The sequence below is a fragment of the uncultured Brachyspira sp. genome (assembly GCF_949287625.1).
Lineage (GTDB): Bacteria > Spirochaetota > Brachyspiria > Brachyspirales > Brachyspiraceae > Brachyspira.
Genome location: NZ_CASEGO010000070.1, coordinates 1 through 15,410, shown reverse-complemented (window position 1 = coordinate 15,410; position 15,410 = coordinate 1). Strand labels below are relative to the sequence as shown.

The following is a 15,410-nucleotide window of genomic DNA, read 5'->3' as shown; positions in this document are numbered from 1 at the left end:
TGATAGTTTATACAACATGTAAAACATCATATTTATAATTTTAAACATTAAATAATTTTATATTTAATGTTGTCAAGTAGTTTTGAAACAAGTCTAATAGTAATAAATATTAACGAAACAGGAAAAACTTGTATTGTAAGAAGAGAAGAAACCATATTAGAAAGTTCAGCTTCTCCAATCGGCAGTATAATATGTTCTAGAGAAGATGAAGCTCCTATAAGAATAATTGATTCTATAGAAGCTAATAAGTTACTTAAATTATTTAAAAAGGCATGCATAATGTTTTAGGTCTTGATTATGAGGCAGAGCTTTATTTGGGACATCAAATAGTTCAGGGATGCAATTATTATTATTATTTGGCACAGGCTTCAAGTATAGAAGATAAAACAAAAAGCATTAAATTAGTAGTTATGAATCTATTTATAGATGAAGTTAAAGTTGTAGAAATAAAAGATATATTATAATTATCATACTAAAAATATGATGAACTTATACTGTTTTAGTTAAATAAGGCAGTATAAGTTTTTTATTGTCTATTAATTTTCATAATTTATTTTTCAATAATCATAATTTTCTTTCAAATAAAATATAAAGTTTATTCAAAAACATATACAGCAATATTTTATGTAATTAATTATAATACAAAAGTAAATTATATAAAACTATCTATAATAGACTTGTTTCAAAAGTACTTGAGAAGATTATATGTGAAATTTTGCTAATTTATAAATTATTAAAATAATGTTTTAAATGTTGTATAACTTATTATTTAAGTATATAAATATGCAGTCCTTCGCGACTGCGGGCTGTGCCTGCTTCTCGCCGCAGGCGTACTTCGTATGGGTCACCACAGAGTAGGTGTCTTGCCTATGGCACGCAGAGCGGGCACGACTGTGTGCTTCGCAGGGCTAGTCCCCACAATTAATAAATAAAATTAGTTTTGAAACAAGTCTAATATAATAATTTATATTTTTTTATTTTTTAAAATAAAGTATATTTTTTCTAATTTTTGTTATTATTATAAAATGATATTAATTTATATTATAAGTTGAGGATAAACATTGATTAAAAAGATTTTATTGATATTGTTGTCGGCATTAGTATTTGTATCATGTTCAGCAGAAATTATATCGCCAAGCAGTAATTCTTCTATAAGCGGAGGAGGAAATGACCAGTCTGGAGGCGGTACTGTAAAACCTCCTACTGTATCTACAGAAGAGCAGTTAATAGAAAAATACGGCATAGATATAGGTCTTGAAGATGCAGTAATAAGCCAAAAGATAGAAGAAAATTTAAAAGCATATTATGAAGAGATGGGAGCATATAGATTAATATTTATAGGTGTGCCTAAAGACTATACTCAAAGCACCTCGGAATCTCTTTCTATTTTAATAGTAAAATCAGCTATGAAAATTAATAATGCAAAAAATATAGATGTTGATATACGGAATATTGATTTCAAAAATGGGAGCATAAATGAAATGATGTTTTCTGGTGAAACAATTTCAGATGATATAATTTTAAATTTTATATTGCCAAATAATCAAATAAAAATTGTAGAAAGCATGGCTTTTATGAATTTAGGAAATATAAAACAAATTACAATACCAAATTCTATAACAATGGTAGGAGAATATGGCTTTGCATACTGCTATCAACTAGAAAGATTAGAATTTGAAAGCGGTATACAAACAATATGGGCTAGTTCATTTCTTGTAGCTGAAAAATTAAAAGAATTAGTGATACCAGATACAGTAAAATCAATAGAAACAGAAGCATTTGGAAATTGCGGATTAACGGAATTGATAATACCTGCTTCTATAACATCAATAGGAGATTACGCATTTGTAAGCTCCATTAATTTAACTACAATTATTTATTTAGGAAAAACTCCTAATGATATAGCATCTGCAGGTCAAAATATATTTTACGGATGTGATAAACTCACTACTTTAATAATACCTAATGCATCAGATTAAGCAGATCCTGCTTGGAAAACTTTTTTAGGGGCTAATTTTACAACTGTAAAAAAACAATAATATATAATTTTACAATATCTACTTTTGGTTTTATTTCTTATTCCTTTTATTAATTAAAGTCAAAAGTTTTTTGTTATGTAAAAGTTATTTTGTTGATTTTTTATATTCTAATGATATCATAGTATAGTAAGGAATATATATGATTAAAAAAATTATAACAACAATTATCTCGTTAATATTAATGACTTCATGTTCTGATTTTAATTCCCCTATTGATATTATTGATAAAGAGGTAATAAAATACGGTATAGATGTAGGACTTGAGGATGCTGTCATAAGCAGTCAGATAAGAGATAGACTTCAGGAATATTATAAAGATAATGGATATTATAAACTTATATTTATAGGTGTGCCTAAGTTAGAATATTCTCAGAAAAATTCTCTATCATGTTTGGTAATCGATGAGGCAGAAAAAATAGGAATATCTGATATAACTATGGATATAAGAAATATAGAGTTTCAAAATGGTATTATAAATAGTTCTATGTTCACTGGAAAACCTTCTCAAAATATAGTACTTAACTTTATATTTCCAGAAAATACTATTACAGTTATAGAGGATTTTGCTTTTTATGGACTTCATAATAATTTGAAAGAAGTAAAAATACCTGATTCTGTTATAACTATAAATGCAAATGCCTTTGCATTGAATTATTCATTAGAAAAATTAACATTGGGAAATAATATTCAAACTATAGAGAAAAATGCATTTCAGTATTCTACAGCATTAAAGGAATTAACAATACCAGCTTCTGTTAAGGTTATAAAAAGCGGTGCATTTTCGGGTTCAAGCGGATCTCAATTAAATGTTGTTACATATTTAGGTACATCTCCTAATGATATAACTTTTGATGGTAAATTTTTTTCAAGTACTCAGCTAAAAACTCTAAAAATACCTAATGCTTTAGATATTAATGATCCCGCTTGGAAAACATTTTTAGGATATAATTTCGAAATTGTTTCAAGGTAAATATATATTTGATTAAAATATCATTTAATATATTACATATACTGGAACAATTCTATTTTGTCAACTGATGCACTTTACACAGAATTATCAACCTTTTTGCCGAGACTTCGCCAAAGTTTTGCCAACACCATACCTAACGGTACTTCCTTCGGTCGCATGTGGACTTCGTAGGCACTCAGAGCGAAAAAAGCAATTACTAGAACTTTATATTAAAAATATATGTATTAGATAATGTAGAGTATAACCTAAATTTATGCTAAAAATGCAGTTCTTTCACCTGCCTACGGCACACAGAGTGACAGGCTTCGCCAAAAGAACTGGGGGGGGTGTGGCACGACTGTGTGCTTTGCAGGGCTAGTCCCCACAAATACTAAAATTTAAAAATTTATTTTTTGACAAATTGTAATTGTTTAGGTGTATACTAAAAATTCTTAAGTTTGTCAATTTTTTTGTTGTTCTTCTGGTCAATACAGCAGAGTGTTTGTAAAGTATATGAGCTATAATAAAAAAACTAAATTGAGTTCCAAATCTAAGTTTAATATTTTTAGTATACAAAAATTAATATTCTTTTAATAAACAATACTTGTTTTATTTTAAATATATTGTTTAATATAAATAAAAATTATATTAAAGCAGGTAAAGTCATGAAAAATGAAGAGCTAAAAAAATGTATGGAAGTTATGTATAATTTTTGGTACACTTCCAATAGATTTTATTATTTATGGGCTAAACAATATGGTATTACAGATTCAACTTTATTTACTTTACTTATTATTTATAATAGTAAAGAATGTTCGCAAACCTCTATTACAGAAAAATTATCATTGCCTAAACAGACTATTTGTTCTATATTAGACAATCTTGAAAAAAAAGGATATATAAAGAAAAAAATTAATGCAGAAGATAAAAGAAATAAAATTATCACTTTGACAAAGAAAGGAATAACTTTTGCAGAACCTATTTTGAAAGATTTAGAAAAAATGGATATAAAAATGCTTAAATGTCTGTCATCTGAAGAGATAAAAAAATATATAGAATCTCAGAAAAAACTTATTGAGTTTATGGAAAATTATTTTAACGATTAATATATTGAATTTTAATCAATTATTATTATAATATTTATAATATATTTAAATAAAGGGGTAATTTTATTTTGAAAGTAATACCTTCAGATAGTCTTTTAAAGAATAGACAGGAAAAAGTTAGTGAAAAACTATGTGCAGACTGCAACTCATTATGCTGTCATGACCTTGTTATGGAAATATCAAAACCTAAAAATGAAAGCGAACTTAACACATTAAAATGGTATCTTCATTTCAGGCATTCTTTTATTTTTATATATGAAAATACTTGGTATCATATGATAAGAAGTGAGTGCCGATATTTGGATAAAAAAACATATCTTTGTAAGAACTATGAAAATAGAAATGAAATCTGCTCTAAACATAGCCCTCCTAAATGTGAAAGATATGAAGAGTGGTATGATGTGATTTTTGATGATCAGTATGAACTAGAAAAATATGTATATGAAAACAAGATTATTAAAAAGAAAAGCAGCAGCACAAAAAAGAAAGTTTCTAAAAAGACTAAATAAACTATTTTTATGAAAAAGAAAGAAATAAAAAAAGTATGCATAACATATCCTCCCTTTGAATATAATATAGGATATCCATTAATATCTTTAAATAAACAGTTTCAATGGCTAAAAAATCCTACATATTCATATCCAATAATACCTTCATATGCAGCTACATTTTTAAAAAATCATGGAATTAATGTTGTATTTTTAGATACTATAGCAAGAAATATGACTACTATAGAATGGTTTGAAAATATAGAGGAAATACAGCCTGATTTGATATTCTTTGAGGTAAAAACTCCTATTATAAACTATATATGGGATACTATAGACGTCATAAAAGAAAAATATCCTAATACATATATAGTTCTTGCAGGAGATCATGTTACAGCACTTCCAGAAGAGAGTATGGAAAAATCTAAAACGGATTTCATACTTACAGGAGGCGATTATGATATGCTTCTTTTAAACTTGGTTAATCATATTAATAATGGGGATAAATTAAACAAAGGAATATATTACAGAACATCTAATGGCAATATCAAAAATACTGGTCAATTTGTTTTGGAGGAGTCATTAGACAGACTTCCATTTATAGACAGAAACCTTACAAACTGGAAATTATATTCAAAGATAAATGATCATTTTAAAAAAACACCTGGTACATTTATAATGTCTGGAAGAGGCTCTATATATAATAATTATAACAGCAATTCTTCTAATGTTCTTTTTAATAATATAAGACTTAGAAATCCTATAAATGTAGTAGATGAAATAGAGTATTTAAACAAACGCTATGGCATAAAAGAAGTAATAGATACTACAGTTTATTTTCCTACAGGAGAATGGCTTTCATTATTCTGTGAGACAATGAAAGAGAGAAAATTAAATAAAAAAGTTTATATTGACTGCTATATGTATCTTGGAGTGCTTGAATATCAGGATTATAAAATGATGAAGAAAGCTGGATTTAAAACTATTATTTTTAATCTTCCTTCAGGCAATGCCAAAACTATAGAAAAACTAGGTATTACAGATAACAGTGTAGAAAATATGATTAATTCTATTAAGTTGGCTAAAAAGGCCGGACTTTTTACTGATATGATGGTTAAACTAGGATATCCTTGGGAAAATGAAGAGGATATAATAAATACTTTTGAAATAGTTAAATATTTGATGCTTAACGGATATATAAACTCTATGAATGCATCTATTTTTGTACCGTATCCTGGAACTAAATTATTTAGATATTGTGATGAAAATAATCTTATTGTCACAAAGAATTGGTTTGATTATGATATGAGGCAAAGCATAATGAAAATTGATATAGATGATGATAAAATATTTAAATATATTGAATATTTTTATAATTTATCCTTTAATCCTCTTTATGTTATGCAAAAAATAAAAAGTATAAGGGATATTTACGATATAAAATATCATATAAAATCTTTTAAAAATGTACTGTCATATTATTTAAATAATTATTAATATGATATAAAGTGTAAAAAAAATTTATACTTGCATATAAGGCATTTTAATGATATTCTTTTATTATGGTTTATATATATAAATGCTATAAGCCAATTATAATAATTAAGATTATATGCTAAACTATTTGGCTTATATTGGTTAAACTAACACAGCAGCAATAAAAAAAATTTTAAGGATTATATTCAATGAAAAAAACAATCATTTTTATACTATCCATTATTTTTATACAAAGCAATTTATTATTTAATGATGTTGTAAACAGCATAGTAGGAATAGTAGGATCTATGCCTATTACATATGAAGATTTTATCAGCAGAAAATCATTTTTAACATTGCAGGCTAGATCTGTAGGGCAGAAAATAAATGATGATATGGTTTATAAAGATTTGGTTGAAGAGAGAATAATGTATTTAAAATTAAAAGAGTATAATTATGTAATAGAAGAAAATGATGTAAGCAGAAGACTTGAGAATATAGCCAAACAATATAATATGACATTAGATCAGTTTGCTAAGCAGTTAATGGCAGAGGGTATATCATATGAAGAATACAGAAACTCTATAAAAAAGCAAATAGCTATGGAAAACTTAAATGGTTTGGTAGTAAATAATACAGAAATTACAGATGAAGAGGCTGACGAGTTTTATAATAATACTAAAGATAAATCAGCATTTGAAGTAGATACTTTGGTAAAACTATCTTGGATATTTTTTAAAGCAACAACTTTTACTGAAAAAGGTGAAAAGCAAGAATTAGCAAAACAAGTAAGAGGAATGGCGGCTAGAGGTCAGGATTTTTCCGAACTTGCCAAAAAATATAGTGATGACAATGCTACAAAAAATAATGGAGGGGATTTAGGTTATAATCTTCTTTATGATGCAGGAAAAAGATCATTGCCTGCTCAGATAAATGCAGGACTTAATCTTGCTAAAAGAGGCTATAAAGTAGGTACTGTAAGCAGTGTAAGAGAGCTTGTAGGAAAGGGTTTTTATATAGTAAAAATAGTTGGAATAGAAAAAGATATGGAAAGCATTAGAACAAGAGTAAAAAATTATCTTGGAGAGATGCAGATGAGAGATTCTTTTGTAAAATGGCTTGATGAAGAAACTAAGAGGGTATCCGTTCAGTTATACAAATAAAAATATTAATCTCAATATTATTTAATATTTATCATGATATACTGGAACTATTTCATTTTGTCAACTGATGTACATTATATAGAATTATCAACTTTTTTGCCGCACAAAAAAGTTGCTGCCAAAGGCACGCAGAGCGAAAAACGAAATTACTAGAACTTTACATATTAAAGATATGTATTAAATGTATGGTAATACCTAAAATTTGGGTTAAAAATGCAGTTCTTTTGGTTCTTTTATATCAATAAAAGAACTGTGGGTCTGGGGCAAAGCCCCAGATCTTAAAAACAAAATATGATTTTATTTTTAACAAATTGTAATTGTTTAGGTATATACAAAATTGCAGCATGTCTATTGACTATTTATATATTAAATTTAAAATTAAATATTATAATTAATTTTTTAAATGGTTTATTTATATGATTAAAAAGATATCTTTCATTTCTGTAACAGTAATACAAGTTTTATTTGTAATATCAGCATTGGCATTACAATTTTTATCAAAAAAGAAAATGGGCGTTATGAGACATTTTGTTTATTATAATAAGAAAATTGAAACTATTTATAACATGCCTTTTTTAATAAATGCCGTATCTTTTATAGTATTAATTATAATTATACTTGCTGCAATTCTATTTTTTTATTTTTTAAAATCGAAAATATATAATAATAAATATATGATGTTTTTAAATGTTTCGCTGTTTATTTTAGGAATAATTTTTATTATTTTTTTAAAAATGTTTTCAAGAGAAAGTTTATTAGCATACTATTATATGACTTTAATATTTTTTATAGTCTATATTGCAGAGCTTATAAAAACATCTTTGTATTTATTTATAGTAAAATCAAAAGAATATTAAAAAATAAAAAGCGGGCATACAAAAAGAATGTCCGCTTTAATTATAATCTATACTAAAAAATTAATTAATTATTAGTATTTTCTCTAGGATCTCCTAATTGAACAGGAAGTTCAGGGTTCATCTGCCATACATACCAGCCGCCGTCAAATAAAGTTACATTAGTCCAACCTTCCTGATAAGCTATTAAAAATGGTATAGCAGCTCTCCAGCCAGTACCGCAGTAGAATGATATTTCATTATCTTTAGTTACGCCCCATTCATTCCATATTTTTTGAGCTTCATCTATACTTATGATTTTACCATTATCATCAACATAATCAAACTCGTCTCTTCCCCAAACAGCTCCTTTAGGCTCCCCTACTCTTTCTATATAGCTGTATCCGCTTACCTTTCCAGTAAACTCGTCCCAGCTTCTTATACTTACAAGTTTGAAATTAGGGTCTTTCTGTTTTTCTATTATTTGTTCTGGAAGTGATATAATATATTCTGGGTGAGCTGGAACTGTAACTCCTACATCATCTATAGGTTTAGCTTTTTCAGTGCTGCTTGAAGTGGCATAACCCATATCAGTCCATGCTTTCAAATTACCGTCTAATACATGCACTTCATCAACACCAGCCCAAAGAAGAGTAGCAGCGACTCTTGCTGCAGGAGAAGGCTCGCCGTATACTATAACAGCAGTATCTTTTGATATACCGAAATCTTTCATAACCTGTTCTATTTCTTTAGGTGTTCTTACATTCCAATACTCTGGCTCTTCTATCAAATCGGTATTAATATGCAAAGCACCTGGTATATGAGCTTTTTTATAGTCAGCACTTGCATCTCCCCAAGAAGCCTCCAAAATAACATAATTAGATGACTGAGGCTGATTGCCGTCTATAACACTTTTTAGCCAATCAGCATTTACATATACTCTTGTCTTTTCAACAGGAGAAGCATTGACTGATGACTGATTAGTATTTGAATTAGTTTCTGTTTTAGAACATGATGCTAATAGAGATAGTATTAGAATTAAAAAAAATAAAAACTTTTTCATACTTTATTTTCTCCCGAAATAATTTTATAATTTTGTATTGGTGATATTATATTATAATTATGATATTCGTCAATGATTATAGAAGAATGTTCATAAGTAATTTTATTTAAATAACTTTAAATATTTCACATATTATTAACAGCATCATTTAAAGCAAAATCATTAGCACTGTCTCTGTCTTTTTGGTCATAATCTTTAAGAGGTATTTTATTTCTTATAGCAGCATATATTGTAGGTACTATTATTAAAGTAAACAATGTAGAAACACTAAGCCCGCCAAGAAGTGCTGTAGCAAGAGGTTTGTACATTTCATTACCGCTTCCAATTCCTAAAGCCATAGGAAGTATGCCAAGTATGGTAGTTAAAGTAGTCATAAGTACAGGTCTTAATCTTCTCTGCCCTGCAATCAAAGCTGCTTCATCACCTTTAATATGGTTTTCATGCATAAGCTGATTCATATAATCAATTAAAACTATTCCGTTATTGACAACTATACCTATAAGCACTATACAGCCTATGGCACTGTATGCACTCAAAGTTGTATTTGTTATTATAAGTGCAATTAGAGATCCTGCAAAACCGAAAGGAATTGCAAATGCTATTACAAAAGGAGCTATTAAAGATTCAAACTGACTGGCCATTATTGCATACACCAATACCAATGCCAATATTAAAGTTTGCAGAAGCTGAGCAAATGCTTCATTCATATCTTCAAAATCGCCTCCGTAATTTATAGATATACCGCTTGGAACAAATACATCTTTTTTTATGACTTCTTTTACTTCATCGATTATTTCATTCAAAGGTCTTCCGTAAGTATTCGCTATTACAACGGTAAATCTTTTTCTGTCCTTTCTCTCTATTCTATTCGGACCGTAGCTTTTTACTATATCAGCTATTGAAGATAAAGGTATTAATACTCCTTTAACTGGTATGCTTATCTTCTCTACATCTTCTATGGTAACTTTATCAATATTTTCAAGCTGAACATTAACATCTATATCAGTATAATCAGAATTCTCTGGAGTAATTGTAGTTGCAGTTCTTCCAGCAAAACTGGTATTTATTATTCTTGCCACATCATTAACTTTAAGTCCCATTTTAGCAGCAATATCTCTATTAACATAAACCTGAAGCTCTCTGTTTGATTCGTCAATATCAACCATAGCTCCTCTTACACCTTCTATATTTGATATAGCACTAACTATTCTGTCTCCGAGCTCTTTAGCCTGCACTGTATCATCTCCGAGCATCTCTATTCTTATAGCCTCTCCGCCAGAAGAACTAGACATTGATCCTAATAATCTTACATTTATTTTGGCTGGATATAACTGCAGTTTTTCTCTTGTTCTCTCTGCATAATCATTAATATCACCAACTCTTCCAGCATTTTTTGCTTTTAATTGTATTCTTATATTAGCACTGTTTGCCTCACTTCCCTTTCTTATTCTTGACTGAATTCTAGTTAAATCATCTTTAATAATTTCTCTTATATCATTTTCCATTAGGGCAACAAAAGACTGTGTCTGCTCATATTTAGTACCTATAGGCATAGTTACCTGAACCATAAACTGACCTTCATCTGTTCTTGGAAAACCTTCCTTACCTATAAATTTTAAACCGAATATTATAACAGAAAATACTAATATCATAGAGGGAAGAAGTACTACTAATTTCCTTTTAATAGAAAAAGAAAGTATTTTGTTATAAATATTGTTTATATTATTGTGTATGTATTTATTGGTTAGAATCTCTAATTTACCTAATAATTTGAGTCTCTTATTTGTAACAAGTCTAGCACCAAACATAGGAACTATCAAGAGAGCAACTAATAAAGAAGCTATCATCGATATTGTAACTGTTATACATAAATCTCTAAATATTTGACTTGTCATACCTTCAAGATAAAGAAAAGGCAGAAATACAGCAATAGTTGTAAAAGTGGAAGCTGAAATTGCAAGAGACACCTTTGAAGTACCGTTTATAGCAGAAGAGTATTTTCCAAATCCGTTATTTCTGTAATAAAATATGTTCTCAAGTACAACAATAGAATTATCTACCATCATACCTATTCCAAGAACAAGACCAGAAAGCGATATAACATTTAAAGTAATTTTCATAAAATACATTAATGTAAAAGTTACTATTATAGAAAGAGGTATTGATATTGCTATTATAGATACGGTTCTTATATTCCACATATAAAGCATAAGCACTATAACCGCAAAAAGTCCTCCCTGCCAAGCAGCATCAAGTACTCCGCTTATAGATTCATTAATGCTGTCGGCTGTATTAAACATTATCTGATATTTTATACCGTCTGGAAAATTATACTCTTCAAGCTGCTTTATTACATTTTTTGATACTTCTACAGTATTAGCTCCAGACTCTTTACTTACAGCTATTGATATAGAGTTCTCTCCATTAACTCTTATAATATTAACATTATCATCATACCCCTCATACACCTCTGCCAAATCCTGAACCTTTATTACAGAACTATTTTCTCCGTCTTTTATTAATGTAATAGTAGTATTTTTTATATCATCAATACTAGTTATTTCACCCATAGTTCTTATAGTATATTTATAAAATCCCTGATCCGCCTGACCGCCTACAAGATTATTATTATCTCTTGATAATGCTGAAGCTATTTCATTAATATTGATATTATATGCTTTTAATCTGTTTAGATTAACATCAATCTTTATTTGGCTTTTTAATCCTCCCATAACTTCAGCCTGTGCCACACCTTTAGCCTGTTTTATCTGCGGAGCTATCTGATTATCTGCTATATTATACAATGTAGACTGGTCATCAATACCGTAAACAGCAACTTCCATTAATGATGTATCATCCATATCAAATTTTCTTATCACTGGTTTATCCGCATTGTCTGGAAGTAAATCTGTAACCTGCTCTAAAGCCTCTCTTATATCTTCTGTTGCCTCAGTTAAATCAGTACCCCAATTAAACTCTACAAGTACATTTGAAGAATTTTCTCTTGAAGTAGAAGTTATATTTTTTATATTATTTACAGTTGCAGCAGCACCTTCAACTAATTTTGTAACAGATTTTTCTATTTCTTCAGGACCTGAATTTCTATAGCTTGTATATATGCTTATATAAGGGATCTGCATGTTCGGCATAAAATCTATAGAAAGCCTAGATAAACTAATAAGCCCTAATATAAGTATTGAAACTATTACCATAAGTATGGTTACGGGTCTTTTTACAACTATTTCTATCAAATTTTTCATAAATAAATTTCTTAATTTTTATTTTTTATCTTTTTAATAATATAATATACATTTAGTTATTATATCATATTAGACGATAAAATGTAAAAAAAGTTTTAAATTCTAAAAACAGCTGAAATATAATTGCTATTTAAATTTATCTTGTTTTCAATATAATTTCATTTTAAATTAAATTTATATTGAATAATATTTTATCTATAACTATTTTAATAATATAAATTTAAAAATACAGTTATCAAAAATTAGTTTTTATGTTTTTATTATTTTATGAAACTAGCCCAAAAAATAACTAAAAAATATATTTTTTAAGTTTGTCAATTTTTTATTGTTCTTTTTCCCGCCGCAAAAAGAACCATACGCTGTACGCCTGTGGCGAAAGTGCAAGTATTAAAATTATTATTAAATCGTACTAAGTAAAATGTAGCCTTTTTGCTTCTTTGTGGCACACCTGCCTACGGCACGCAGAGCGAGGCGTACTTAGTTGTGGCACGCATATCTAGGCGGACAGTGTCACAAAATAAGTGGAGTCTGGTATGACTGTGAAACCGTGTAAATATTTTTAATTTAAAAAATTTGTTTTTGACAAATTATAGTTACTTAGGTATATAAATAATACACCAAGTATAGGAAATACTATATTATGAAGATTTAGACATGATCTATTTAAATTATACTATACAAAGTTATATGCTTTTGCTCTAATACATCATAAAGCACCTATAGATAAGCATACAGCTGCACAAATTATTAATGTAATAATAAATTTTTTATTCATTTCATCACCTCAAAATTTTATAATAAAATTATATATTAATTGCAAAAATAATAATCATCATATAGTTTGAAGTATTATAAAAAATAGAACTTTTTAAATATTTTTAAGCATATGTATCTACATTATTGCCTTTGCTTCTTGCTATAGCAGATTTGGTAACGCCTCCTGATATATAAACTCTTTTACATTCCGGGCATATATTAGTAGTTAATGTTACATTCTGAAAAATAACCTCTCCGCCGCTTTTTTCAGCTGATCTTTGATTATTGGCAACATGTTCCTGTTCATGTGAAGCTACAAGGGAAGGAGCACTTGAAGGATCTATTCTTGTTGGCGTTTTGAAAGATACTCCTATATCATTAGAACCGTCCTGATATGTTCTTGAGGCACAAGTTTTGCATACGCCTACTTCACTAATCGGAGTTTTCTCTCTTGCTTCTTGAATAATATTAGCTATATTATTGCTGTTATTTCTTATATTATTATTGTTTCTTATATAAGGAGCATTATTACGTATACTTATTTCCATAATTTTATACCTCTTAAATATTATTAATTCTACCCCTATGTGAATAATTATAAACTTATAATAATAAATATCAATACGGCTTTAAAATTATTAACGTATTATGTTTACTAATTATTGATTTTTATTTGTTTTTTAGTAAATTTTTATTTAGTAAGAATAGTTTTTTTGTTTCCGATAATTGAAACGGTATTTTACAGCTTGGATTTTATGATGAAAAATATAATTATTTTTTTGTTTTTGATAATATTTTTTAATTTATCTTTATTCTCTGCTCAAAATGATGAGCTTATGGACTCTATAAGAGATAATGACATAGAAAGAATAAAAATTTTATTAAGAGACGGAGAAAATTTAGATTTATACAATATAAAATATGGAATGAGTCCTTTAATGTATGCAGCACAGCTTGGTAATATGGATATAGTTAATGAACTTCTCGATTTCGGAGCTAAAGATTTTGATTTTTCTTTTTATGTAGCCTGTGCGGAAGGTTATTGGGATATTGCAAAACAAATGATGAATGCTGGTGCTAGCAATTATAATATTGCATTATCATATGCGGCACTTGGCGGAAAATTAGATATAGTAGAAGAGCTTATTAAACTCGGTGCTAAAGACATTAACCCTGCTTTAGTTTCTGCCTGCGAAGGTGATAATTTAGAAGTAGTTAAATATTTAATAGAGAGAGGTGCTAATGTTAATACAAGAGCTTATATAGATGCGTATAGAAATTATGAAGGTGCTGAGAAGAAATCTCCATTAACTGCTGCATCAAATATTGATATAATAAGAGAATTGGTAAATGCGGGTGCTACAAACTTAAATGAAGCTATTATATATAATGCTGTAATGGTCTCTACGAATTTTGACAGCAGTTATTCTAAAGAAATTTTTAACGAATATATAAATTTTGGTGCTGATGTAAACTCTTTTAATATGGGAAACGGTAAAACTTTGCTTATGTACTTAATAGAAAAAAGACAATTAGATTTTGATTTGATTAAGAAAGTTATAGAGCTTGGTGCTGATGTTAATGCCCGCGACAGAAACGGAAATACTGTATTAATACGTGCTGTAATGTATGAATATGAATCTCCTGTAGAAGAACCTAGCTTAAATAGGAAAATATACAGAACTATAGGAACACCTATTAATATAATAGAAGAACTTTTAAAAGCTGGAGCTAATCCTAAAGACAGAAATAGCTATGGAAATACAGCATACAGACTTGCTGCAAAAAAGAATAGAGAAGATATAATTAAACTTTTTGATGAATATTCAAAATAAAGCTTAATATATAGTTTGTCAAAAAATAATTTTTTAATTTTAAATATTTGCCAAGCTTCACAGTCATGCCGCACTCTGCGTGCCTTTGGCAGAACTTTGACGAAGTCCGCCTGCGATCGAAGGAAGTACTGTTAAGTATGGTGTGTGCGGCAAAAAAGTTGCAAAAAACGCAATTGCTATAACTTTATATTTTTAAAATACGTATTAAATGTATTGTAATACCTAAATTTAGGCTAAAAATGCAGTCTTTTTGGTTCTTTGTGCCAACAAAAGAACTGGGGGTGTGGGGGCTAGTCCCCACAAATACTAAAATTTAAAAATTTATTTTTTGACAAATTATATTTGTTTAGGTATATACTGAAAATTTTTAAGTTTGTCAATTTTTTAATTTATGGTATAATCAAAATATGGATTTTAATTTAACAGACGAAGAAATAAAATT

13 protein-coding genes are annotated in these 15,410 nt (G+C 28.2%); 10 read left to right on the top strand and 3 right to left on the bottom strand.

Features of this window, described 5'->3' with window-relative positions; genetic code table 11:
- The first annotated feature begins 66 nt into the window (after positions 1-66).
- From Q1X91_RS10695 to Q1X91_RS10655, 9 genes are all read left to right on the top strand, one after another.
- Positions 67-288 carry a hypothetical protein gene (locus tag Q1X91_RS10695; protein ID WP_300757029.1) on the top strand — a complete coding sequence of 74 codons (222 nt, stop codon included), beginning with the start codon at positions 67-69 and terminating at the stop codon, positions 286-288.
- Positions 273-464 carry a hypothetical protein gene (locus tag Q1X91_RS10690; RefSeq protein ID WP_300757026.1) on the top strand — a complete coding sequence of 64 codons (192 nt, stop codon included), beginning with the start codon at positions 273-275 and terminating at the stop codon, positions 462-464. Before Q1X91_RS10695 ends, Q1X91_RS10690 begins: the two co-directional genes overlap by 16 nt.
- Before the next feature lie 597 nt (positions 465-1,061).
- Positions 1,062-1,979, top strand: a complete 918-nt coding sequence (locus tag Q1X91_RS10685) for a leucine-rich repeat domain-containing protein (protein WP_300757023.1) — start codon at positions 1,062-1,064, stop codon at positions 1,977-1,979.
- A 199-nt stretch (positions 1,980-2,178) separates the two neighbouring features.
- Positions 2,179-3,009, top strand: a complete 831-nt coding sequence (locus tag Q1X91_RS10680; RefSeq protein WP_300757021.1) for a leucine-rich repeat domain-containing protein — start codon at positions 2,179-2,181, stop codon at positions 3,007-3,009.
- Positions 3,010-3,653: 644 nt separating this feature from the next.
- Positions 3,654-4,094 carry a MarR family transcriptional regulator gene (locus tag Q1X91_RS10675; protein WP_300757018.1) on the top strand — a complete coding sequence of 147 codons (441 nt, stop codon included), beginning with the start codon at positions 3,654-3,656 and terminating at the stop codon, positions 4,092-4,094.
- A 68-nt stretch (positions 4,095-4,162) separates the two neighbouring features.
- Complete coding sequence (locus tag Q1X91_RS10670; protein WP_300757015.1) at positions 4,163-4,603, top strand: YkgJ family cysteine cluster protein; 441 nt, start codon at positions 4,163-4,165, stop codon at positions 4,601-4,603.
- Positions 4,604-4,612: 9 nt separating this feature from the next.
- On the top strand, positions 4,613-6,079 hold the full coding sequence (locus Q1X91_RS10665; protein ID WP_300757012.1) for a cobalamin-dependent protein: 1,467 nt from the start codon (positions 4,613-4,615) through the stop codon (positions 6,077-6,079).
- Positions 6,080-6,267: 188 nt separating this feature from the next.
- Positions 6,268-7,221, top strand: a complete 954-nt coding sequence (locus Q1X91_RS10660) for a peptidylprolyl isomerase (protein WP_300757009.1) — start codon at positions 6,268-6,270, stop codon at positions 7,219-7,221.
- A gap of 416 nt (positions 7,222-7,637) precedes the next feature.
- Positions 7,638-8,078, top strand: coding sequence for a hypothetical protein (locus Q1X91_RS10655; RefSeq protein ID WP_300757006.1), 441 nt, complete (start codon positions 7,638-7,640; stop codon positions 8,076-8,078).
- Between the two features lie 64 nt (positions 8,079-8,142).
- Here the strand turns inward: Q1X91_RS10655 and Q1X91_RS10650 are convergent, their stop codons facing one another.
- The 3 genes from Q1X91_RS10650 to Q1X91_RS10640 form a co-directional block, all read right to left on the bottom strand.
- Positions 8,143-9,117: a sulfurtransferase gene (locus Q1X91_RS10650; RefSeq protein ID WP_300757003.1), complete on the bottom strand. Its 975-nt coding sequence runs from the start codon at positions 9,115-9,117 to the stop codon at positions 8,143-8,145.
- Positions 9,118-9,242: 125 nt separating this feature from the next.
- Entirely contained in the window at positions 9,243-12,377 is a 3,135-nt protein-coding gene (locus Q1X91_RS10645) for an efflux RND transporter permease subunit (RefSeq protein ID WP_300757001.1), read from the bottom strand.
- A gap of 878 nt (positions 12,378-13,255) precedes the next feature.
- The gene (locus Q1X91_RS10640; protein WP_300756998.1) at positions 13,256-13,681 is read right to left on the bottom strand and encodes a hypothetical protein; all 426 of its coding nucleotides are present in this window, start codon (positions 13,679-13,681) and stop codon (positions 13,256-13,258) included.
- 210 nt (positions 13,682-13,891) lie between these two features.
- Between Q1X91_RS10640 and Q1X91_RS10635 the strand changes: the two genes are divergently transcribed.
- On the top strand, positions 13,892-14,968 hold the full coding sequence (locus Q1X91_RS10635) for an ankyrin repeat domain-containing protein (protein WP_300756995.1): 1,077 nt from the start codon (positions 13,892-13,894) through the stop codon (positions 14,966-14,968).
- Positions 14,969-15,410: the final 442 nt, after the last annotated feature.